This window comes from Myxococcus virescens, from assembly GCF_900101905.1.
In the GTDB taxonomy this organism is placed as follows: Bacteria; Myxococcota; Myxococcia; order Myxococcales; family Myxococcaceae; genus Myxococcus; species Myxococcus virescens.
In genome coordinates this window covers 276,664-297,848 of the sequence record NZ_FNAJ01000002.1, presented here as the reverse complement: position 1 = coordinate 297,848, position 21,185 = coordinate 276,664, and the positions used below count along the sequence as shown (strand labels likewise).

At 70.0% G+C, this 21,185-nt stretch carries 18 protein-coding genes; 12 read left to right on the top strand and 6 right to left on the bottom strand.

Annotated elements, in window-relative coordinates; all coding sequences use genetic code 11:
* Window positions 1-52: 52 nt before the first annotated feature.
* Window positions 53-2,140 (bottom strand): prolyl oligopeptidase family serine peptidase, encoded by a 2,088-nt coding sequence (locus tag BLU09_RS07870; RefSeq protein WP_090487825.1) that lies wholly within the window; start codon window positions 2,138-2,140, stop codon window positions 53-55.
* A 235-nt stretch (window positions 2,141-2,375) separates the two neighbouring features.
* Here BLU09_RS07870 and BLU09_RS07865 point away from each other — a divergent pair, with 235 nt between their 5' ends.
* The 3 genes from BLU09_RS07865 to BLU09_RS07855 all read left to right on the top strand — a co-directional run bounded on the left by BLU09_RS07865 (window position 2,376) and on the right by BLU09_RS07855 (window position 4,537).
* A complete protein-coding gene (locus BLU09_RS07865) occupies window positions 2,376-2,609 on the top strand; it encodes a hypothetical protein (RefSeq protein WP_090487824.1) in 234 nt (77 codons plus the stop codon).
* An 11-nt stretch (window positions 2,610-2,620) separates the two neighbouring features.
* Window positions 2,621-3,352, top strand: coding sequence for a 2OG-Fe dioxygenase family protein (locus tag BLU09_RS07860; RefSeq protein ID WP_090487822.1), 732 nt, complete (start codon window positions 2,621-2,623; stop codon window positions 3,350-3,352).
* Between the two features lie 150 nt (window positions 3,353-3,502).
* The gene (locus BLU09_RS07855) at window positions 3,503-4,537 is read left to right on the top strand and encodes an acyltransferase family protein (RefSeq protein WP_090488747.1); all 1,035 of its coding nucleotides are present in this window, start codon (window positions 3,503-3,505) and stop codon (window positions 4,535-4,537) included.
* A 6-nt stretch (window positions 4,538-4,543) separates the two neighbouring features.
* On the opposite strand, the gene BLU09_RS39035 is transcribed toward BLU09_RS07855, so the two are convergent.
* Genes BLU09_RS39035 through BLU09_RS07840 form a run of 3 tightly spaced genes read right to left on the bottom strand, consistent with a single transcriptional unit; the run spans window position 4,544 to window position 7,826 of the window.
* Entirely contained in the window at window positions 4,544-5,356 is an 813-nt protein-coding gene (locus BLU09_RS39035; RefSeq protein WP_306440800.1) for a c-type cytochrome, read from the bottom strand.
* Between the two features lie 26 nt (window positions 5,357-5,382).
* On the bottom strand, window positions 5,383-6,501 hold the full coding sequence (locus BLU09_RS07845) for a metallophosphoesterase family protein (protein WP_090487820.1): 1,119 nt from the start codon (window positions 6,499-6,501) through the stop codon (window positions 5,383-5,385).
* 11 nt (window positions 6,502-6,512) lie between these two features.
* Window positions 6,513-7,826: a cytochrome-c peroxidase gene (locus BLU09_RS07840; protein WP_090487817.1), complete on the bottom strand. Its 1,314-nt coding sequence runs from the start codon at window positions 7,824-7,826 to the stop codon at window positions 6,513-6,515.
* A 205-nt stretch (window positions 7,827-8,031) separates the two neighbouring features.
* On the opposite strand from BLU09_RS07840, the gene BLU09_RS07835 reads away from it, so the two are divergent.
* Window positions 8,032-8,280 carry a hypothetical protein gene (locus BLU09_RS07835; protein WP_020477966.1) on the top strand — a complete coding sequence of 83 codons (249 nt, stop codon included), beginning with the start codon at window positions 8,032-8,034 and terminating at the stop codon, window positions 8,278-8,280.
* Window positions 8,281-8,283: 3 nt separating this feature from the next.
* Here BLU09_RS07835 and BLU09_RS07830 read toward each other — a convergent pair whose 3' ends face one another.
* Window positions 8,284-9,672 carry a bifunctional lysylphosphatidylglycerol flippase/synthetase MprF gene (locus tag BLU09_RS07830; protein ID WP_090488743.1) on the bottom strand — a complete coding sequence of 463 codons (1,389 nt, stop codon included), beginning with the start codon at window positions 9,670-9,672 and terminating at the stop codon, window positions 8,284-8,286.
* 234 nt (window positions 9,673-9,906) lie between these two features.
* Here BLU09_RS07830 and BLU09_RS07825 point away from each other — a divergent pair, with 234 nt between their 5' ends.
* The 5 genes from BLU09_RS07825 to BLU09_RS07805 are packed head-to-tail and all read left to right on the top strand — an operon-like array spanning window position 9,907 to window position 15,751.
* The gene (locus BLU09_RS07825) at window positions 9,907-10,620 is read left to right on the top strand and encodes a hypothetical protein (protein WP_090487815.1); all 714 of its coding nucleotides are present in this window, start codon (window positions 9,907-9,909) and stop codon (window positions 10,618-10,620) included.
* Window positions 10,617-11,204, top strand: coding sequence for a hypothetical protein (locus tag BLU09_RS07820; RefSeq protein WP_244171514.1), 588 nt, complete (start codon window positions 10,617-10,619; stop codon window positions 11,202-11,204). The genes BLU09_RS07825 and BLU09_RS07820 overlap by 4 nt, the downstream gene beginning before the upstream one ends.
* 47 nt (window positions 11,205-11,251) lie before the next feature.
* On the top strand, window positions 11,252-11,830 hold the full coding sequence (locus BLU09_RS07815; protein ID WP_090487811.1) for a Wss1p-related putative metallopeptidase: 579 nt from the start codon (window positions 11,252-11,254) through the stop codon (window positions 11,828-11,830).
* 13 nt (window positions 11,831-11,843) lie between these two features.
* Window positions 11,844-14,396 (top strand): M1 family metallopeptidase, encoded by a 2,553-nt coding sequence (locus tag BLU09_RS07810; RefSeq protein ID WP_090487809.1) that lies wholly within the window; start codon window positions 11,844-11,846, stop codon window positions 14,394-14,396.
* Complete coding sequence (locus tag BLU09_RS07805; RefSeq protein ID WP_186817860.1) at window positions 14,393-15,751, top strand: DUF6986 family protein; 1,359 nt, start codon at window positions 14,393-14,395, stop codon at window positions 15,749-15,751. Before BLU09_RS07810 ends, BLU09_RS07805 begins: the two co-directional genes overlap by 4 nt.
* Window positions 15,752-15,795: 44 nt before the next feature.
* Here BLU09_RS07805 and BLU09_RS07800 read toward each other — a convergent pair whose 3' ends face one another.
* Window positions 15,796-16,407, bottom strand: coding sequence for a hypothetical protein (locus tag BLU09_RS07800; protein WP_143043121.1), 612 nt, complete (start codon window positions 16,405-16,407; stop codon window positions 15,796-15,798).
* A 283-nt stretch (window positions 16,408-16,690) separates the two neighbouring features.
* On the opposite strand from BLU09_RS07800, the gene BLU09_RS07795 reads away from it, so the two are divergent.
* From BLU09_RS07795 to BLU09_RS07790, 3 genes are read left to right on the top strand one after another with little or no spacing between them, the layout of a single operon-like run.
* Window positions 16,691-18,571 (top strand): toxin-antitoxin system YwqK family antitoxin, encoded by a 1,881-nt coding sequence (locus tag BLU09_RS07795; protein WP_090487802.1) that lies wholly within the window; start codon window positions 16,691-16,693, stop codon window positions 18,569-18,571.
* Complete coding sequence (locus BLU09_RS38690) at window positions 18,568-19,866, top strand: peptidase M16 family protein (protein WP_167371055.1); 1,299 nt, start codon at window positions 18,568-18,570, stop codon at window positions 19,864-19,866. Before BLU09_RS07795 ends, BLU09_RS38690 begins: the two co-directional genes overlap by 4 nt.
* Window positions 19,863-21,167 (top strand): M16 family metallopeptidase, encoded by a 1,305-nt coding sequence (locus BLU09_RS07790; RefSeq protein ID WP_167371054.1) that lies wholly within the window; start codon window positions 19,863-19,865, stop codon window positions 21,165-21,167. The genes BLU09_RS38690 and BLU09_RS07790 overlap by 4 nt, the downstream gene beginning before the upstream one ends.
* Window positions 21,168-21,185: the final 18 nt, after the last annotated feature.

The window sequence follows — 21,185 nt, the reverse complement described above, 5'->3', positions numbered from 1 at the left end:
CTCCGGACGTTCCTGACAGCCTAAGCCTGCCCGGCCGCATGCCCCCGGGCGTTCAGTCCATCAACTGCCGTGACAGGTACACGTGGTGCAGTGCCCACCGGCGTGCGTTGAGCATCGGGTCCGAGTCGTTGGAGTGCCCGCCGTCGGTGTTCTCGTAATACAGGTACGGCAGCCCCATGGCCTCCAGGCGCGCCGCGAACTTGCGCGCGTGGCCCGGGTGGACGCGGTCATCCTTCGTGTTCGTGGTGATGTACGGCGCGGGGTAGCGCACGCCCTCGCGGAGGTTCTGGTACGCGGAGTACTTCGAGATGAACGCCGCGTCCCCGGGCACCTCCGGGTTGCCGAACTCCCCTACCCACGACGCGCCCGCTGGCAGCAGGTGGTAGCGCATCATGTCGATGAGCGGGCTTTCGATGACGGCCGCGTTGAACAGGTCCGGGCGCTGCGTCATCGCCACGCTGGTGAGGACACCGCCGTTGGAGCGGCCGTAGATGCCCATGTGGCGCGGGGAGCTGACCTTCCTCCGCACCAGGTCTTCCATCACCGCCGCGAAGTCGTCGAACGCGCGCTGGCGGTGCTCCCGCAAGGCCGCCTGGTGCCAGCGCGGACCGAACTCGCCTCCGCCCCGGATGTTGGCGACGACGTAGGCCCCGCCGCGCTCCATCCACAACTTGCCCTCCTCCGGCAGGTAGACGGGCGGCTTGGACACCTGGAAGCCGCCATAGCCATACACCAGCGTCGGCAGCGTGCCGTCGAGCTTCCGCGCCTTCGGCCGCACCAGGAAGTACGGAATCCGGGTGCCGTCCTTCGACTTCGCCCAGAACTGGTCCACCTGGAGCTTCGAGGCATCGAAGCGCGCGGGCAGCGACTTCACCTTCTTCACCGTGCCCGCCTTCGCATCCGCCAGCCACAGCGACGTCGGCGCGAGGAAGCCCTGGGACTTCACGAAGAAGCGGTCATGCGATGACGACGTCGCGGTGATGGCGACCGAGGCGTTCTTCGGCAGCGCCAGCCGTTTGCGGCTCCAACGGTTCTTCCCCGGCGTGTAGACATCCAGCGCGCCCTTCACGTCCTCATAGAGGCTCACCAGCACCTGGCCCCGCGTCGCCGCCACCGATTCGATGGCCTGACGCGCTCCCGGCTGGAAGAGCAGCGTGGGCTTCGCCTTCGCCGGGTCCGTCTTCAGCGCGGACAACGGGTATGCCAACAGGGCGCCCTGCTTGAAGCGGCCCCAGTCCTCTTCAATCGTGAAGACGACCTGCCCGTCCACGAAGGCCTGGAGGGAGGACTTCCGGGGAAACGGGAGGCGCACGGGCGCCGCGTCTCCCAGCAGGTAGTACTCCGACTCGAAGAAGGTCACCGCGCGGTTGACCAGCACCGCCTGCAACGCGCCGTCCGCGTCCCGCAACAGGAAGGGAGACGCGGAGACGTCGGTGCGCTCACCCCGGAAGGCTTCCTGCGCCTCCGTCAACGGCGTGCCACGCGTCCAACGTTTGAGCACAAAGGGATAGCCCGACTCCGTGAGCGTGTCCCCGCCCCAGTCGCGCCCCACCAGCAGCGTGTCCGAGTCCAGCCAGGACGCGGACAGCTTGCCCTCCGGGACCCGGAAACCGCCTTCCACGAAGTGCTTCGCGGCGGCGTCGAACTCGCGCAGCTCGACGGCGTCCTTGCCTCCGTTGGACAGGGAGACGAGGCAGCGCTGGTCCGCGGGAGGCAGGCAGTTGCTGCCCTTCCAAATCCAGTTGGCCTTCTCGGCCTTCGCCAGCGCGTCCACGTCCAGCACCGTCTCCCACGGTGTCTGGGCGCGCGTGTAGCCGTCCAGCGAGGTGTGCCGCCAGATGCCTCGGGGATTGCCGCGGTCCTGCCAGAAGTTGTCCACTCCGCCAGCCCGGAAGCCGGGCGAGGGAATGCGGTCGGTGGAGGTGAGCAGCTCGAGCGCCTGGGCGTGGAAGGTCTCGAAGCGCGGGTCCTTCTCCAACACCGCGAGCGTCCGCGCGTTCTGCGCGCGAACCCATTCGAGTGCCTTCTCGCCCTGGACCTCCTCGAGCCACAGGAAGGGGTCCTGGGGTGGGGCCTCGGCCGTCGCCACGGAGGAGGTCAACAGCCCGGTCAGCAACGACGCCACGTACGCCCTTCTCATGTCCTCATCTCCCGATGCCCGAGGTGGCCACCCAACAGACCGAGCCGCCGCCCATTCCCCCGACCATAACGCCTGAGCCACGGCGACCGTGCTGGCGGGGCCGCGAGCGCCCGTCGCGCGTCATCGCCTCGGGACTGGCGGTGATGGCCTGCAAGGGAGTATGGGTCCCGCCACATACGCCCCCCGGAACGGCCGGCTCCGCGCGTGGTGACCTCAGGAGTGGAAGCAGGTGGTGATGACAGGACCCAGCGACAAGGGGGAGCGGCTCTGGCCCCGGGTGGGCGCGGCGGGAGAACGCCTTACGCCGCCGCGCTTCCAGCGCCTGGGCGACCGCGTCACCTGCGGCGTGGTGGTTGGCTTCACCGTGTGCGTCCCCGCCCGGGACAGCGACTTCCGCGAGGCCTTGAAACGCGCGCCTCCGGCTCCCTTCTCCCAGCCCCTCCCCGCTTCCGCGGGCCCGTCTCACTGAGTCCGACGCCCATGAGCTTCCAGCCCCCCGTCACCCCCACGTCCGAAGTCCCCACGGCCCTCCGCGAGCATGGCTACGCCGTGCTCACCCGCGACGGCCTCTGCGAGTTCGCGGGCATCGACTCGCCCGCGCTGGACGCACTGCGGCCGTCCTGGAACGAGCTGCCGCTGGATGGCTTCCTCCGGGATGGTGGCCGCTACCGTTCACGACGGCACTCCTGCTTCATCGTGGACGGCGGCTCGGTGACACAGGTGCCGCACCGCGCGCACTGGCAGCCGGTGGAATACAACGCGCTTCACGGCGGCATGGAGCGCTGGTTCGAGCCCGTGCAGCCCGACATCGTGTCCCAGCCGGTGTGGGCGGGGCTGATTCGAGGCATCGCCGCGTGCTGCTCCCAGCTCAAGGGCGAGCGCCCCTGGTACGTCGAGGCCCACCAGTTCCGCATCGACACCACCGACGGTATCGGCCGGCCCACCCCCGAGGGCGCGCACCGGGACGGCGTGGACTTCGTGGCGGTGCTGCTCGTGGGCCGCGAGGGCATCAAGGGCGGTGAGACGCGCGTCTTCGAAGCCGACGGTCCCAACGGCCTGCGCTTCACGCTGACGGAGCCCTGGTCCGCGCTGCTGCTGGATGATGCGCGCGTGATTCACGAGAGCACGCCCATCCAACCGCAGGGAGACACCGGCCACCGGGACACGCTGGTCCTCACGTTCCGGGCCGGGGGGTTCCAGGGCCCCGAGTAGCGCCCGGGAGCGCCGCTGCTCGCTCCAGGACACTTGCCTCTCCGGTCCGCGTGCTTGCCTGACACACGCGCGCGGGCGAGCGGGGTGCGTGTGCCGAAACGGAGCGCCCCCCTCCCATTCAGCCTCGAGATGGGCTTCTCTCCTGAGGTTGTGACGACCGCTGGCCGCATCCCGCTGTTCGAGAACGTGCGAGGCATCCTCATCACCCTGGTGGTGATGGGGCATGCGCTCGAGCCCCTGCTCGGCCGAGAGCCGCTCGCGAAGGCGCTCTACTCCGGCCTGTACCTGTTCCACATCCCCGCCTTCGCGTTCCTCTCCGGACACCTGTCCCGCGCGGACAGCGGGCCCCGCGCGCTGAGCGCCATCGCCTGGGGGCAGCTCGCGCCGCTGGCCGTGTTCCAGGTGCTGTACGTCGCCTTCGACGCGTGGGTGCTCGGCCGGGGCTGGAGTTCCCACTGGCTGGTGCAGCCGTACTGGCTGCTGTGGTTCCTGCTGAGCCTCGGGTGCTGGCGGCTGATGCTGCCCCTGCTCCTCCGCCTGCCCAAGCCGCTGATGTGGGCCGTGGCGCTGGCGCTCGTCGCGGGCCTGCTGCCCTGGGTGGGCTACCTGTTCGGCCTGTCGCGGACGTTCGTGTTCCTGCCCTGCTTCGTCGCCGGTCACCTGACGCGAAGGGAGTGGCTGCTGGCCCCTCGAAACACCCGGGGCTGGCGCCTCGTGCTCGCGGCGTCCCTGGCCGGGGGCCTGGGCGCATGTGTCGGGGCGGTGGCCACGGGAGCACTGCCCGCGCCCGCGCCGCAGTGGCTCTACGGGAGCAGCGGCTACGCGGTGCTCGGAGCCACGGCGCTCACGGGCATGGCGGCGCGCGCGGCGCTCTTCTGCGGTGCACTGGCGCTGACATGGGCACTCTTCACGCTCAGCCCGCGTCAGGAAAGCGCGCTCACGCGGCTGGGCGGACGGAGCCTGGCGCCCTTCCTCCTGCACGGCTTCGTCGTGCGAGCCGCCGAGCACGTGGGCGCGTACGCGTTCCTCCAGGGGCCCGTGGGCGTCGCGCTCGCGCTGGGAGCGGGGGCGCTGCTCACGGTGCTGCTGGGCCAGGCTTCCGTCGTCCAGGCCACGCGCCCGCTGTGGGAGCCTCGGTGGCTCTTCCAGCGGAAGCGTGACGCCGTGCCGGGCCTGGGGCGCTGAGCGGGCCTACTTCTTCCCGTAGTCCAGCTTCACGCCCTTGCGCTTGGCGTAGATGTACGCCTCCATGGCGCGCATCCGCGGGTCACCATCCGCCAGCGGCTTGCCGCGCGCCGGGTTCTCGATGCACCAGTTGATCATGTCGCGCAGCAACGCCACGCGGCCCAGCTGCACCTGGTACTTCGGATACGTCTCTGGATGCGTGTTGGACGCGTCCGGGTGGCACATGTCACAGGAGATGCCCACCGTGCCGCCAATGGCCTGGGCGTCATGGAAGACGCGGTGGCCTTCGTCCACGAACTGCTCCGTGGAGGCGGCCCAGATGGCCTCGTCCCGGTCGGAGAACGCGCCGTAGGTGTGGCCGTCCTGGATGGGCGTGGCAATCTGCTTCTTCACCTGCGAGCCGCCGCTCTCCGGTGTCACGCCGCCCGGACGCACCGACGCACCGACCGAAGGCGCGGGTGTGCGCGGCTGCTGCGTGCGCGGCGTGGTGGAGCCCGGCGCGGGCGCCTGCGCCATCATGGGCGCCGGGTCCCAGTTGGCGTTCGGGTTCTTGCGCAGCCACTCCTCCATCAGCGCGCCCGACACATGCTGCGCCTGCGCGCGCGTCAGGGACTGGCCGGCCTTGACGCCCTTCACCTCCATGGACGTCTCGCCGTCACACAAGCCCACCACGAGGTTGCCGTCCTTCGACACCGGCAGCTCGTGCTTCTTCACCTCGGAGCCCTGAGCGGCCGTTTTCGGCGGCGACACGGGGCCGGTGGCCAGCGCCGCGCCTCCCACGAACGACAGCACGGCACCCGTTCCCACAAGCAGCTTCATCCGGAAGGTCATGGTGTCCCTCGTGCTCAGTAGCTCGGCAGCTTGGTCCGGGGCGGCACATCCTGCTTCCCACCCGACGCGAGATAGCTCGCGCGCACGGTGATGGGGTTGCGCTCCCAGAGGTTGTACAGCTTGTCCACCATCCCCGCCTCCAGCACGTCCATCCGCCCGTCTCCGCAGCCGTCGAACTGGCTGAAGGGGTCGGAGCGGTTCATCTGCACCGTCAGCCGCGGCAGGCCCTCCGGCGCGTAGGGCCAGGGCCACGCGGTGGACAACATGCCGTGGAAGCTCATGTTGCCAATGCGGTTGCTGAGGAGCTGGTGCGTGTGGCCGTGAATGACGGTCACCGTCTGGAACGGCTTGAACAGCGCCTGCACCTCGTCCGCGTCGTCCGTCCAGAAGTTCCAGGGCCGGTAGTACTTGTAGAGCGGTGAGTGGCTGAAGACGATGATGGGCGTCGCCTTGTTCACCTTCGCCAGGTCCTGACGCAGCCACTCGCGCTGCGGCGCGCCAACCTCGAAGCGGGATTGGATGCCGTTGTCCAGGCCCGCGACAATCTGCATCCGCTCCTCGGGCGTGAGCCTGCGCTCCGTCCAGAAGTCCTTCTCCAGGATGGAGTTGAGCACCACGAAGTGCACGCCCTTGTGGTCGAACGAATAGTTCGGCGGGCCGAACAGGTCCGTCCACAGCTCGCCCATGTCGAGGAACCAGTCGTGTTCGCCCACCATCAGCCGCACGGGCGCCTTCACGGCCTTCAGGATCTCCGCGCCCAGCTTCAGCTCGCCCGGCTTGCCCAGCTGCGCCAGGTCGCCCCCGAAGAGGACGAAGTCCGGCTGCGGATCCAACCCGTTCACGTCATCCACGGCCTTGAGGATGGCGCGCACGAAGCGGTCGTTGAGCTTCTTCTCGTACAGGTGCGTGTCGGAGATATACGCGAAGGAGAAGCGCGGCTTCGCCTCCTGCGCCTCCGCGACGTTGACCCACTGGAAGCTGTGCGGCGTGCGCAGGCCCATGCCCGCGGCGATGCCAGCGGAGATGCCGGCCACGCGCAGGAAGGCGCGGCGGTCCAGCTTCTTGAGGTCGTCGAAGAAGGCGTCGCGCTCTGCGTGGTGCTTCGTCTCGATGCTGCGGAACTTGTTCCCCATGGCGGCGTCTCCTAGGGCTTGGACGTCGAGGCGGGCTTCACGAGCGTCTCGGTGCCGTACACACCGATGTCCGCCGGGTTCTTCACCGACAGGTCCGGGTTGGGCGCCAGGTCTCCCAGGCTCCCCTTCTTCCCCATCGCCACCGCGGTGTCTCGCTCCGGGCGCTTGTTCTTCAGTCCGCGCTGCCGGGCCTGCTCCTTGGTGGCGTACTTCGCGAACTGCTCGTCGGTGAGGGTGTTCAGGAAGGCCACCACGTCGTCAATCTCCCCCTCCGTCAGCCCCAATCGCTGCATGCCGCCATCCAGGTATGGGTTGGGCACGCCGCCCTTGTTGTAGTGGTCCATGACGTCCCACAGCGTCGCCAGGGAGCCGTCGTGCATGTACGGACCGGTAATGGCGATGTTGCGCAGCGTGGGCGTCTTGAAGGCGCCCACGTCGTTCTCCTGCTTCGTCACCAGGAAGCGACCCAGCTCGGAGAAGCGCGTCTCCAGCGCCAGCTCGTCAATCTGCTGCTCGTCGCCGGTGCGGACCACCTTCAGGGCCTCGCGAGCGAGCTTCACGAAGTCCTGCTTGTGCGCCGCGATGCCGATGTTGTGGAACTTCTGGTCGCTGAACAGCGGCGACACCACGTTGCCTGCGTGACAGGCATTGCAGCGGGCCTTGCCGTTGAAGAGCGCCCAGCCCCGGCGCTCCGCGGCGGTAAGCGCCTTCGCGTCGCCGGTGATGAAGCGGTCGAACCGGGCGTTGCCGGAGTACAGCGTGCGCTCGAAAGCGGCGATGGCCGTCGCCAGGTCGTCGAAGTTCACCTCGCGGCCGAAGACCTTCTGGAAGTCCCTCACGTACTCCGGAATGGCCTTCACCTTGGCCACCACCGCCGCCTCGTCGGGCATGCCCATCTCCCGCGGGTTGAGGATGGGCAGCTTCGCCTGGTCCTCCAGCGTGGACGCGCGGCCGTCCCAGAACTGGGAGGCGCTGAAGAGCGCGTTGAGGAGGGTGGGGCTGTTGCGCGTCACCTTCTGGCCCTTCACGCCCTCCGACACCGGCTTCGCGTCCGTGAAGCCGAAGCGGGCATCGTGGCAGGTGGCGCAGGACACGGTGTCGTCCACCGACAGGCGCTGGTCGTTGAAGAGCTTCTCGCCCAGCAGCACCCGCTCCGGCGTGGGCGCGAGGCGGGCTGGGACGGACAGCTTCCACAGCACCGCGGACACGCCTGGTGCCAGGTCGGCGGGCGGAGGCGCCGCTTCCTTCGCGGCGGTCTGGGCCTGCCCGGCTTGGGCGAACAGCAGGACGGCGAGCGACAGTGCAACGCCAGACGGCGGGCGCATGGTCTCCCCTCCCCACCAACCACGTTGCACGCCACGAGGAATCGAGACGCCGGGCTGGGTCAGTTCTTTCCGGAAACCACCACTATTCCCGCGCCGCGGTCCAGCTTGTGTTCGCTGGAATGTCCATCAATGGAGCAATGGCAGACACCTTGCGTGGGCTGCCGAACATCCCGGGCGCGTGCATCTTTCGCGAAAGGAGGGCGTCATGTGGGACCCAGGAGAGCTGCGCGAGGGCATGGCCGTGAGGGACGAACACGGGCGGAGGCTCGGCACGGTGGTGCATATCGGAGACACGCACTTCGAGCTGGAGCAGGGCTGGCCGCCCAGCCGCGACTTCATGGTGAGCTTCCACCTGGTGGCGCGGGTGGACCATGGTGAGGTGTTCCTCCACCCCGGCCATGGCGCCACCGTCCCCACGGAGGATGAGATGCCCGACAGCGGCGCGTACATCTGACGGCTAGCGTCCGGGCAGGCGCAGGTCGCGGGAGCTGAAGAGCAACCCGGACGCCGTCGCTGGCGCGAGCACGGCCAGGGCGATGAGGGCCCCGTCCAGCGGGCTCCGGGCGAGCGGCACGTTGTAGGTGACGGCCTGGACGAACGTCAGACACGCGTCCGCCGCCGTCAGCCCGCCCAGCACCGTGGCCAGGGCGTCCCGCCAACGCCGCACCAGCGAGAAGAGTCCCACCGTCAGCCCCACGTCGAACACCACCCACGCCCACTGCACCTGGACGGACGGGAACCAGCGCGCCGTGGAGGGCAGCGCCAGCAGCGCGGTCCACGGAACGAGCAGCACGGCGAGCGCGTGCACCAGCAGGCGCGGGCGCCGCAGCAGCGTGGCGATGCCGAAGCGCAACAGGCCGCCCTGCGCGAAGGCCCGCAGCGCGTCGTACACCGCCGCCAGCCCGCCCCCGGGCTCGGGATAGGACAGATGGATGGGCACCCAGGCGTCGGGGCGGAACTTCCCCTTGAAGGTGCGCAGCCCCTCGAAATCGAAGAGCGGCCGGCCGCACGCCCGCGCCAGTCGCAGCCAGGGCCGCACCGGCCCCGCGAGCGGCGCCAGCCCCAGCGTCACGTAGCGCCGCCCGGTGGCGGCCGCCGCGCGCATGGCGGCGTCCACCAGCGCCTCCGCGGTGCCATTGGGCGCCTCCGGGTCCCGGAGCAGGTCCTGGAGGAACCAGCCTTCGCGGGCATACACGGGCGACACCGACAGGAAGCCCACCACCTCGCCCTCCACCTCGGCGACGAAGGCGTGCCGCTCGCTCGCGAAGGCATGCGGACGAAGCTGGACCAGGAAGCCCATGGGCGCCATGCGACGGGACGCCAGCCAGCGGGCCTTCAGCAGCTCCACCGCTCGCCGCGTGGGGTGCAGCGGGTCCCCCAGCTCCGTGACGGGCACCTCACGGACCTTCACGCCTCGCGCGCGGGCACGACGCAACTGCTCGCGCAGGCTGCGGCTGCCCCGCACCACGTCGTCCCAGTGGACCGGGTCCCAGACGGGCTGCTCGCCGATGGGCAGCGACGCCATGGGGGCCAGCTCCATGAAGCGCGGCTCGGTGGCGAAGAAGCACACGCGCCGGTCCACGGCTCGCGCGGCCACGCGGAAGCCCTCCGCCACCGAAGCCAGCCGCTCCGGCGCGGCAATGGGCACCCCGGCCGCCACCCAGGCACCGCCCGTGTCCACGTACGCCACGCACGCGTCGCCCGCCGGGTCGAACCAGTACCGGAAGCCGGGCTGCAGCACCTGGAACGAGGTGGCGTTCCAGCCGTACTGGCGTAGCAGCGCCAGCACCCGCTCGCGCGGCTCCGGGTCAGCCGGGGCCTTCTTCTCTTGAGAACGTCCTTCCACGCGCGGCAGAAGGTATGTGCCCCACCCCGTGGGCCGCAAACGAGAACACGGCCCGTCCTGCCGTGGAACACGTGGCTCATACCGCGTGCGTGTGCGGGCGCGACGCGGGGAGGTCTCCGGGGACCGCTCGCGCGCACCATCCGACGGTCGAATCGCGCGAGGGCAGGCAGGCACTCGCATCAAGAGAAAGTCGGCCTAACGTGCGGGCCCATTCCTCCACCAGGAGCCCGTGGATTGAAACCTCCCTCGATCGCCGCCTGCGCGCTCGCGATTCTGCTCTCTCCCAGTCTGGCCGCCGCCGATGAAGACAATGCCGGTGGCGTTCGCACCAACACCGCGCGCCTGCTGACGACCGATGCGGCGGAGCTCATCGACGCGCCCGTGCTGGGGCTCCAGCGCGCGGCGCTGCCGCTGTTCGCGGGACTGGCCGTGGACACGTCGATGTATGCCAATGCCTTGCTGGCCCCCAACGTGGGGCTGCGCTGGGCGATGGCCGCCGGTCCACACCGCGTCGTCGTGGGGGCGCGCTACACGCACTTCGTGGGCGCCTCCGTCTACTCGGACATCGTGACGTCGGAGGCGGACACGCCGGCGCTCCAGCGCTTCGAGCCCGAGCTGTCCGGCCCGTCCTTCTACGGCGTCTATGGCCTGGCGCTGGGCGCCGTGCTGGTGCAGGGCGAGGCGCGCTACGGCGTCTACACGTCCGACTACCTGTCCTTCACCGGCGCGCTGGCCTTCAACTTCGCGGGCCACTGGTCCGTGGTGGGCGAGGCCGGCGTCCGCGTGAAGGGCGGCGCCACCCTGCGCGCCGCGGCGGGCATCCGCTACGGCGGAGAGCACCTCGGCCTGGGCCTGGGCGCCACCTACGTGGACATGAGCGACCCGGCCCTTCCAGGAGAGAGCCTGCCCGTCCTTCCCGTCGTCGACCTGTCGTGGAGCTTCCGATGATGATGCGCGCCCTGCTGCTTCCCTGTGTGCTGCTGCTGTCCGCGTGCTCGGCGGAGATCGCCATCCAGACGGAGCCCTTCGACCAGGTGGTGCCCGTCACCTCGCTGCTCGAGCCCGTCTACGCGGAGGTGGCGCTCGACCTGCCGGAGGAGTCCGTCAACACGCAGGACCTGGACATCATCGTCAACGAGGTCGCCGCCACCCTCGTGGTGGTCAACCCGTCCCCCACGCTCACCGTGCGCACGTCCGCGCGCCTGTCACTCACGGGCAGCGCCACGCCGGACAACCCGCGGCTCTACACGGACTTCAACCGGCCGGCCTACTACGACAGGGCGGCGGAAATCCTCGCAGAGCGGACCTTCCAGCCCGACTCTCGCACGCCGGTGCGCATCGACTCGCCGGCGCTCAAGGAGGCCATTGGCCGGCGGCGCGTCTGGGTCATCGTCAGCAACACGGTGGTCCGCTCCGGCCTCACCCTGCCCCAGCTCCCGGCGCAGATTCGCCTGGAGGACATCGTCTTCCAGGCCCTGCTCACCAAGCCCTTCCCCGGGCTGGGCGGCGCGCTGGAGGCCGGCGGCCTGTAGCCAGTGGAGGGCGCGGGTGGGAAGCTTCCGGCTGGACCGACTCGCCCGTGCCCTTCGCCTACTACGACAACCTCACGCCCGCCCAGCAGCGCGTCTACCGGATGAGTGATTCGGTGAGCGCGCTCCGGCTCCGCGAGCCGCGGACACTGGAGCCCCTGGTGGCCTCGCTGCGCGAAGCCCTGGCCACGGGCCGGCAACCGGAGACCGAGCACGCCACCGCCCGGCTGAGTGATGCCCTCTGCGAGCGGCTGGACCTGTTCGCGCCGCGGGTGGAGGTGCTGGAGGTCCGCCCCTCCTCCACCACCGGCGAGCTGCACGGCATGTACACCCTGGAGCGGGGCCATCGCCCTCGCATCCAGCTGTGGATGCGGACCGCGAGGCACGCGCGGGTGGTGGCCTTCCGCACCTACCTGCGCACCCTGCTGCACGAGCTGTGTCACCACCTGGACTTTCTTCTGCTGGAGCTGCCCGCTTCCTTCCACACGGAAGGCTTCTTCCAGCGGGAATCCAGCCTCTTCCACCAGCTGGTGCCCCGCCCGGCCCGGCCCCGGCGTTCCGGGGCCAGGAAGGGTGTGACGGCGGACACCCCTGACATAAGTCCAGGCAGGCGGCGGCGCGGAGGCTAGATTCCGCATCCCTATGGCGCATCCGACCGAAGACAAGAACTTCCGCCTGCCGACCTCCATCCGTCCCCGCCGCTACGCGGCCACGCTGACCCTGGACCTGGACGCGAAGTCCTTCTCCGGCCAGCAGACCATCGACCTGGACGTGGCGGCGCCGTCGAACGAAATCATCCTGCACGGCATCGCCCTGGCGCTGAGCGATGTGACGTTCCGCGCCGGTGGCCAGCAGCGCAAGCCGGCCTCCATCCAGCCCGCGCAGGCGAGCGAGACGGTGGTGCTCCGCTTCGATGAAGCGCTGCCCACGGGCGCCGCGTCGCTGGACGTCGCGTGGACGGGGCGCTTCACGGAAGGGCTGCGCGGCCTGTACCAGGCGGGCAAGGTGGCGGCCACCCAGTTCGAGGCCGCCGACGCGCGCCGACTCTTCCCCTGCTTCGACGAGCCCGCCTTCAAGGCGCGCTGGGCCCTCACCGTCCGAGTCCCGGCGGGGCTCACCGTGCTGGGCAACGGCCCGGTGGTGAAGGACACGCAGGAGGGCAACCTGCGCGCGGTGACGTTCCAGGAGACGGAGGTGCTCAGCAGCTACCTCATCGCCCTGGTGGTGGGCCCGCTGGTGGGCACGGACGCGCAGGACGTGCAGGGCGTGCCGGTGCGGACCTGGGCGCTGCCGGAGAAGGCGCACCTGACGCGCTTCGGCCAGGACGTGGCGCTGGCGGTGCTGCCCAGGCTCCAGGACTACTTCGGGCTGCCGTATGCCTTCACCAAGCTGGACCAGGTGGGCATCCCCGACTTCGAGGCCGGCGCCATGGAGAACGCCGGCCTGATTACCTACCGCGAGGTGGCGCTGCTGCTGGACCCGGCCACCGCGCCGCTGTCGGTGAAGAAGCGCGTGGCGGAGGTGGTGACGCACGAACTGGCGCACCAGTGGTTCGGCAACTGGGTCACCATGGTGTGGTGGGATGACCTGTGGCTCAACGAGGCGTTCGCCACGTGGATGGCCTTCAAGATTGTCGACCAGTGGCGCCCCGAGTGGCGCATGTGGCTGGACTTCGACGCGCACCGCGCCAGCGCGCTGCACCTGGACGCGCTCAAGTCCACGCACCCCATCCACGGCGAGGTGCGCAACGCGGGCGAGGCCGGTGAGAGCTTCGACGCGATTACGTACGAGAAGGGCGGCGCGGTGCTGCGGATGATTGAGGGCTTCCTCGGGGAAAGCCCCTTCCGCGAGGGCATCCGCCAGTACATGCGCAAGCACGCGCGCGCCAACGCGGTGAAGGAAGACTTGTGGAACGCGCTGGGCGACGCCGCGAAGCAGCCGGTGGAGGAGCTGGCCACCGCGTGGGTGGGCCAGAGCGGCTTCCCGTTGGTGACGGCGGCGCTGGACGGGCGCGGGCTGTCGCTGTCGCAGCGGCGCTTCTACACCGAGCCCGGTGTGCAGAGCGCTGAGGTGTGGCCGGTGCCGGTGGTGCTGCGCTACGAGGACAGCACCGGCGTGCGCGAGCAGCGCGTGCTGCTGCGGGACGCCCAGGCCACGGTGAAGCTGGAGGGCGAAGGCGCGGTGAAGTGGCTGACGGCCAACGCGGGCTCCACCGGCTTCTACCGGGTCGCCTACGACAAGCCGGGCCTGGAGAAGCTGGCGACGAACCTGAAGTCGCTGGCCCCCGCCGAGCGCACCGCCCTGCTGGCGGACCAGTGGGCGCTGGTGCGCGCGGGACAGGCGTCGGTGGCGGACCTGCTGGACCTGACGGGCCGCTTCGGTGACGAGGAGGACGACTCCGTCCTGGACGAGCTGGTGGGCCGGCTGGCCTACATCGAAGGCCGGCTGACGGACGGCGAGGACCAGGTCCGCTTCCGCGCGTGGGTGGAGAAGCTGCTGGCGCCGGGGCTGAAGAAGCTGGGCTGGCAGTCCGCGCCGAACGAGGCGGACCGGGTGAAGCTGCGGCGCGCGTCGCTGGTGCGCGCGGTGGGTGGCCTGGCGCGCAGCCAGGACGCGCTCGCCGAGGCCCGGCCCCGCGTGGAGCGCATGCTCCAGGGACAGCGGGACGCGCTGGAGCCCAACCTGCTGGACGCCGCGGTGGGCATGGTGGCGCGCGCGGGCGACGCGGCGCTCTTCGACACCTTCCTCCAGAAGATTCCGTCCGAGCCCGACCCAGCCACGCAGCGCCGCTACCTCATGGCGCTCACCGCCTTCGAGGCCCCGGAACTCACCGAGCGCGCGCGCGGGCTGCTCTACACGGACACGGTGAAGACGCAGGACGTGGCCAGCTTCGTGGCGGGGCTGCTGGGCAACCGCGCCGGCCGTGACGCGTGGTGGGCGCAGATGCGCACGCAATGGAAGGACGTGGTGGCCCGCACCGGCGGCGCCCCCATGCTGCTGCGCCGCATCGTGGAGGCCATGGGCATGCTGCGCACGCGCGAGCACCTGGAGCAGATGCAGGCCCTGCTCAAGGCCCAGCCCATCCCCGAGGCGCAGCAGGCCACGGCGCAGACGCTGGAGCGGCTGTCCCAGGATGTGGCGCTGCGTGAGCGCTGCGTGCCCGAGGTCTCCGCGTGGTTGAAGCGCCAGCCGTGAAGACGACGCTGACAGAAGCGAGCCTCTCGGGTGTGCGGGAGGCCCTGCGGCAGGCCAACGCGGGGTTCGAGCGCGCCTACCCCGGGGACTCGACCCAACGGCAGCCGGTGCACGTGGTGTACGGCGGCGCGCACCTCTTCCGGGCGGAGACGGCCCGGAAGCTGGGCGGCATCGCGCTGAACACGCTCAAGTCGTACGCACCGGATGCGCCCGTGCTGGCCCACGGGCTGGGACTGCCCCAGCGCGGCCGCTTCGCCCAGCGCGTCTACGCGCGCGTGGTGGCCAAGCTGGAGCACGAGCCGGTGGAGGACCTGCGCATCGACTTCGAGGATGGCTACGGGCACCGCTCCGACGCGGAGGAGGACGGGCACGCCGTGTCCGCCGCGGAGGAGATGGCGCGCGGGCTGGCCCAGGAGCTGCTGCCGCCCTTCATCGGCATCCGGGTGAAGTCCTTCACCGAGGAGCTGTTCGACCGCGCCACGCGCACGTTGGATTTGTTCCTCACCACGCTGCTGGAGCGCTCGGGTGGGAAGCTGCCACCCGGCTTCGTCGTCACGCTGCCCAAGGTGTCGCTGCCGGAGCAGGTGGCGGCGCTCGCTCGCGCCCTGGAGGTGCTGGAGACGCGGCACGGGCTGCCGGTGGGCACGGTGGGCATCGAGCTGATGGTGGAGACACCCCAGGCGCTCTTCGACCCGCAGGGCCGGCTGCACCTGCCCACGCTGGTGGCCGCGAGCGCGGGCCGCTGCACCAGCGTCCACCTGGGCGTGTACGACTACACCGCCGCGCTGGGCGTCAGCGCGCATGCGCAAACGATGCGGCACCCGGCCTGCGACTTCCTGCGGGATTTGGTGCAGGTGTCGCTGGCGGGCACGGGCATCCGGCTGGCGGATGGCGCCACCAACGTCATGCCGGTGCCACCGCACCGGGTGAAGCAGGACGAGCCGCTGCTGCCCACCGAGCGCCGGGAGAACATGGAGGCGGTTCACCGGGTCTGGCAGTTGTCGTACCGGCACATCCGGCACTCGTTGGAGCGGGGCTGGTACCAGGGGTGGGACTTGCACCCGGGCCAGCTCCCCGTCCGCTACGCGGCGGTGTATGCGTTCTTCCTGGAGGGGCTGGACGCGGCCTCGCGCAGGCTCAGGGCCTTCATGGAGAAGGCCGCGCAGGCCACGCTGGTGGGAGACGTCTTCGACGACGCGGCCACCGGGCAGGGCCTGCTCAACTTCTTCCTGCGGGGCCTGAGCTGCGGCGCGCTCACCCAGGACGAGGTGCTGGCCGCGGGCCTCACGCTGGAGGAACTGCGCAGCCGCTCCTTCCGCGACATCGTCGCGTCACGCCGCGCCCGGGCCACCTGACGGAAGCGCCCGGAGGAAGGGGGCCTCGCCCTTCCTCCGGTGACTCAGAGCAGTTCGATGGAGAGCGTCAGGTCGCACGTGGAGTACGAAACCTTGGAGCGAGACATCTCCAGGACGATTCGGATGCCCTCTTCGCTGGTCCCCGTCACCATGCGGCGCGGGTCGTAGGAATGAACCCGCGAGTCGTTCCAGCTCCAGGTCGGCTTGCACGAATCCATGAGATAGGCGGAGTAGACGTGGAAGCTGTCCTGCTGCGTTCCACACTCCAGGTTGGACTGGACGCAGTAGACGTAGTCACCCAACGTCCGGGTTCGGTAGACGAAGCAGCGGAAGTCCTGGGGCCCCTGCTTCGACTTCCAGATGGAGACTTCGTCCGTCGAGTTCCGCTCCGCGGCCCCTCGCAGGGAAACAAAGCCGTTCGAAGCAGCGCCCAACAAGCCCTTCACCGACTTGCAGAACGCCCCCCGCGCCGGGAGCGCCGAGCGTGAAGCACCCGAGGAGTCCCCCACCTGCACGCCCCGATTGGGCAATTGCTTGTACGGGACGACCGCGCGAGGTCGGGCGTTCGAATAGGACTGAGCATTGACTGCCGGGCTCACCAGGAGCAGCGCACTCAGTGCGAGCAACCGAGCACCGGGCTTGAGTTGCAATGGCATACCTGAACTCCCCCTCGTCCCTGAAGTCGGGTCGCATTGACCCCAGCCACCCCAGGCCGTGCACGAGCGCAGCCCTATACGTAGCCCGCGTTGCCGAGTCAATGTCACGACCTGGAGGACAACGAGACACCCCCTGACTGAAGGTGATTCATGTCCTGACAAGCTTTTCGGTTACAGTCCGCGTGCTCCACCCGAGGGGGAAATGTTGTCAGGGCCCGACCCAATTCAAGCAATTCAAGACACACCTTCCAGTCCCTCAACCCCTCGGTTCAAGCAGACAGCCATGCTGCTGAAGTTGCTGCTCGGGGTCGAGGCGGCATTCGTCGGCGCGCGGTTGCTGCAAATCGTGTTTCCTTTGCAGGTTCCTCGCGTCCTCCAGGCCTGGGTGCTGTGGCCCACGCTCTGGGACACCCCCCTGGACCCGCGCCGGGTTTCGCCATTCACGGCCTTGATTCCCTGGCTCTTGTGGGCCGCCGTGCTCGTGCTCTGGCTGGAGGTGTTGCGGAGGGCCAGTGGCCAACGCGTGTTCACCCGGATGCAGGCCCTCGCCGTGGCGCTCGTGCCGGGATACGCCGTCGTGGGCTTGCCGCGGCTCATGGCCCTGATGGCGGCCGTCCTGGGCCCGCTGGCGGCCGGCTTCAAGGCGGGCGCTCGCGCCATCGTCGGGCTCCACGTCCTGGTGGCCTTCGCGCTCGTGGTGGAAGCCCGGAGGGACACACCCGCCTGGGGACTCGTGGTGCTCTGCGCGGATGGCGCGCTGCTGCTGGCGCAGTGGCTGACGCTGCGCACCGTCGCCCGGGCGCTGCTTGCCCGCACGGCCCATCCCCCGGAGGTGGCGCAGGGCCACGACACGTCCGCACCACTCCAGCAGGCGCCCCCGGCTCCCGACACGGGACTCGACTGTCCAGAGTGCCCCGCGCCCGCGCCGCTGCGACAGGACGCGGGCCAGCCCGGCCATCACTGCGGTCGCTGCGAAGGCGATCTGCTCTCTCCCACGGAGAGGCGACTCCTCCAGCCCCCGCCGGGAGAATCCGCGGCGATGGAGACGACGGGGCGGCACGTGAAGTGCGCCTCCTGTGGAGAAAGCGCGGCCACGATGTTGTTCCGGGGCGCGGCCGTCTCCGCTTGCGCGAGCTGCGGCGTCGTGTGGATGCGCGCGGGCGTGCTCCACCGGCTCACCCAGGGCCAGCACGGCCGCCCCAGGGCCCGCCCTGGAGTCCCCCCCGCCGCGACCCGCCCCCCCTCGCTGCTCTCACCGCGTGTCGGTGGACTGGCGATGGTGGGCGTCATCCTCGTCGGCGCGCAATCCATGTACGTCTCGCAGAGCTCCCCCTGCACACCCACCACGCAGGCGCACCGCGTGGTGCGACCTGATGGCTGGGTGCTCGACAGGTGCGCGTATACCGAGGACAAGAACGAGGGCACTTCATGGCTCCGGGACGAACGAGGCCGGTTGCGCGAGGAGACCACCTGGACGCAGGGCGAGCGAAAGGGCCCCTATCGCCGCTGGGATGCCACCGGGCGACTGCAGGTGGAAGGTCAATACCGGGGCGACCAGCCCGCTGGCGAATGGCTCCATTACGCCGAATCGGGCGCCCTGGTGATGAGGCAGGCATTCGCCGGGGGCAAGCTCCACGGCGCGACGCAGACGCTGGCGGAAGACGGTGTCCTCCTGGAGCTCCAGAACTATGAGCACGGGCGCCTTCACGGCCCCTACGCCCTCTTCTTCCCCACCGGACGCAAGCGGGTGGAAGGCCACTACGAGCAAGGGAGGCGGAGCGGAGACTGGACGACCTACGACGCCACCGGGCAACGGGTGGACGCCACGACCTGGCACGAAGGTCAGCGTACCCTCGTGTGGGTGAACGGCGCGAAGACGCAGGACGCGCCCGCCGCCGCGGCGAGTGGAAGCGAGGTTGCCGAAGCCCCCGCCCTCCCCGCGCCCCAGGACGCCCTCTTCAGTGGGCATGACCTCGAATGGTGGGCGCAGCGGCTCAGACACCTCTGGCCTCGCAGGCAGGACCCCGAATGGGCCGCGCGTTACGCGCTCACGGTGCACCGTGCGAGCCTCAACGGCCTGACGGTCGAGGAGACCGCCGCGGGCCCCCGGGTGACGCGAAGCCCCTCCCCGGACGGCGCACAGGCGGTTCGAGGCACACCATGAAACGCGCTTCACTCACTGCGGCCCTCTGCATGCTGTTGTCCGCGGGGCTCGCCACAGCCGCCCCCTTCGAGGTCCTGCGCTCACGCGAGTCCCCCGAACACGCCCAGCTCATCCTGGCGCCCCGCGAAGGCGCCCGGACGGCCACGCTGGTCGTGGCCTTCCAGAGCGGCCGGTTCGACGAAGCGGGAAGCCACGGGCTCACCCGCCTCACCCAGCACGCCATGCTGGAGGCGAACCGGCGTGGCCGCTACGACGACCTGGTGCGGGACTTGTTCGGGGCGGGCGCCTCGCTCGAGCTCGTCACCGGACTGCGGCAGAGCGCCTTCATCCTCGAAGTCCATCACCGCGACTTCGACCGGCTCGCCCAGCGGCTGCTGGGCATGTTGCTGGACGCCAGGCTGGACGCCTCGAAGTTGGAGCAGGCCATCGAGCGGACCGCGCAGGACCCCGGCCTGACGGACATGCACGACTTCCTGGAGGCACGACTCGCTTCAGCCCTCTCCAGTGACACGCGCTATGCGGCGCCGCCTCCCCCGTTTCCCTCCAGCGTGCAGAGCCTCACGGAACGACATGTGGCCATCCACATGTCGAGCGCCTTCACTCCCCGGAACGCGACCGTCATCGCGGCGGGGGCCTTCGACGCCCCCGCGCTCCGCCGGGCCGTGGCGAGTTATCGCGGCGGCATAGCCGCTCCGGTGGCCCGACTCACACCGAAGCTGCCCAGCAAGGCGCGGCTCCCTGCGATGAGCGACGTGAACGTCCTCGCCTACCCGGTCCACATCACCCAACCCGAAGAGGCCGCCGTCCTGCGGGTGGTGGGGCCGCTGCTCCAACGCCGCATGGAGCGCAGGTTCCGGACCATGGGCGTCGGCTACGCCCAGGAGGCGGCGCCCATGCTGACTCCCTGGATGGATGCGCTGGTGCTGACACTCCCCGCGAATGACCCTTCGGCCCTGGACCTGGGGCCGTTCCTTCTGCAGGAAGTGGCCGCGGTGCGCGAAGGCCGGGTGACACCCGAGGAGTACGCGACCAGCCATGGCGCGGCGCTGGCCCGCCTCCGGCTCGAAGACCCGAACCCGCGGGCGGTGGCCCTCCAGCTCGCCAGCAGCATCCAGACACCGGCATGGTACTCCCCGGAAGTGGAGACCTCGCTCGCCGCGCTCTCGGCCGAGGAGTTCTCCCGGCGCGTCCAACCCTGGCTGAGCGAGAGTCGGCTCGTTCATCTGCTCTTCACGCCGTATCAGACGCCGCGGCCCGCTTCGAAATCACGCATCCGTGGAGGGGGACGGCGATGAACATGCCCCGCGCTCGTCATTGGGCCTGCTTGCTCGCGCTGCTCTGCGCGGCACCTTCCGCCGAGGGCCGGACCCCACCCGTGGCCGATGCCCCGGCCCTCACCGCCGAGTGGCTGCCCGACGGCACGGAGTTCGTGGTGGTGCCCCAGACAGGGGTGGCCACCGCGTCCCTGCGCCTCGTGGTGCGCACGGGCGCATCGCGTGACCCCGTCGGGAAGGAGGGGCTCGCGCACCTGCTGGAACATCTGGTGTTCCATGGCAGCCACGACCTGTCGGGCACCGAACTGCGGAACCGGGTCGAGGCGACGGGCGGCACACTCAACGCGTTCACCTCGGCGCAGTCCACCGTCTACGCGCTCGACGTGCCCGCCAAGGAATTCCCTGCGCTCGCGCGCGACGTGCTGCGCATGGTGACCAGTCCCGAGATTCCCGGGGGCAAGCGCCTGGAGCGCGAGCTGGGCATCATCAAGACGGAGAGCATCTACCACTTCTCCCGGGAGAGCCTGTCCACACAGGTGGAGGAGGCGATGTTCCAGAGCGTGTCGATGGAGAACGCCCTCATTGGAACCATCGAGTCGCGCGCGCGCATCACCCGTGACGACCTCCTGGCGTTCTACACCCGGCATTACGTCACCTCGAACATCTCGCTCGTCTTCACGGGCGCAACGACCGTCGAGGAGGCGCGCCGGCTGGTGGACACGGCCTATCGCCTCCCTCCCGCGCTGCCCGAGGAAGCCGTGTCCTCCGTGACCGAGACGGCCATCTACCCCGTCGAGCAGCACACCCGCGCACCGAGCACCTTCATCGCGCAGGGGTACCCGATTTCCCGCGAGGACCGAGGCACGTGTCGTGTGGTGGCGGACCTGATTCAGCTCCGGTTGCTGCGCGAGGTCCACCTGAAGGAGCCCATCGTCTCCAGCATGCGGGTGCTCTGCATCAACCTGCGAGGCAACGACCTGCTGCTCGCGTTCGCCTACACGCGCTCCATCGACGGTGCCCGGTTGCCCTACCTCATGCAGGAGACGTTCGACACGCTGGCGCTCCGTCCCCCGAGCGCGCCCGAACGGAAGCTGCTCGAGCAACGGAGCCAGCGCCTGTCGGAGTTGCTGCTTGCCGAGGGGCCGGAGCTGGCGGATACCGTGGCGGCGCTCGCGTCGGAGCCTCGTCAGGGAGAGCTCGTGAACCTGGGAGTCCTTCAGCCCGCTCGCGTCCCCACGCCCGCCGTGCTGAAGAGCTTCGTGCGCCGCAACTTCCAAGAGGACCGCGCAGTCAGAATCACCAGTTCCCCCCTGGAGGGCTGACGGCCGCCGGCGCTCCTG

What these genes read in the sequence shown, in the direction of transcription:
- BLU09_RS07870 (WP_090487825.1), bottom strand. Translation starts at nt 2,140, where the DNA reads ATGAGAAGGGCGTACGTGGCGTCGTTGCTGACCGGGCTGTTGACCTCC.
- BLU09_RS07865 (WP_090487824.1), top strand. Translation starts at nt 2,376, where the DNA reads ATGACAGGACCCAGCGACAAGGGGGAGCGGCTCTGGCCCCGGGTGGGC.
- BLU09_RS07860 (WP_090487822.1), top strand. Translation starts at nt 2,621, where the DNA reads ATGAGCTTCCAGCCCCCCGTCACCCCCACGTCCGAAGTCCCCACGGCC.
- BLU09_RS39035 (WP_306440800.1), bottom strand. Translation starts at nt 5,356, where the DNA reads ATGAAGCTGCTTGTGGGAACGGGTGCCGTGCTGTCGTTCGTGGGAGGC.
- BLU09_RS07845 (WP_090487820.1), bottom strand. Translation starts at nt 6,501, where the DNA reads ATGGGGAACAAGTTCCGCAGCATCGAGACGAAGCACCACGCAGAGCGC.
- BLU09_RS07840 (WP_090487817.1), bottom strand. Translation starts at nt 7,826, where the DNA reads ATGCGCCCGCCGTCTGGCGTTGCACTGTCGCTCGCCGTCCTGCTGTTC.
- BLU09_RS07835 (WP_020477966.1), top strand. Translation starts at nt 8,032, where the DNA reads ATGTGGGACCCAGGAGAGCTGCGCGAGGGCATGGCCGTGAGGGACGAA.
- BLU09_RS07820 (WP_244171514.1), top strand. Translation starts at nt 10,617, where the DNA reads ATGATGATGCGCGCCCTGCTGCTTCCCTGTGTGCTGCTGCTGTCCGCG.
- BLU09_RS07810 (WP_090487809.1), top strand. Translation starts at nt 11,844, where the DNA reads ATGGCGCATCCGACCGAAGACAAGAACTTCCGCCTGCCGACCTCCATC.
- BLU09_RS07800 (WP_143043121.1), bottom strand. Translation starts at nt 16,407, where the DNA reads ATGCCATTGCAACTCAAGCCCGGTGCTCGGTTGCTCGCACTGAGTGCG.
- BLU09_RS07795 (WP_090487802.1), top strand. Translation starts at nt 16,691, where the DNA reads ATGCTGCTGAAGTTGCTGCTCGGGGTCGAGGCGGCATTCGTCGGCGCG.
- BLU09_RS38690 (WP_167371055.1), top strand. Translation starts at nt 18,568, where the DNA reads ATGAAACGCGCTTCACTCACTGCGGCCCTCTGCATGCTGTTGTCCGCG.
- BLU09_RS07790 (WP_167371054.1), top strand. Translation starts at nt 19,863, where the DNA reads ATGAACATGCCCCGCGCTCGTCATTGGGCCTGCTTGCTCGCGCTGCTC.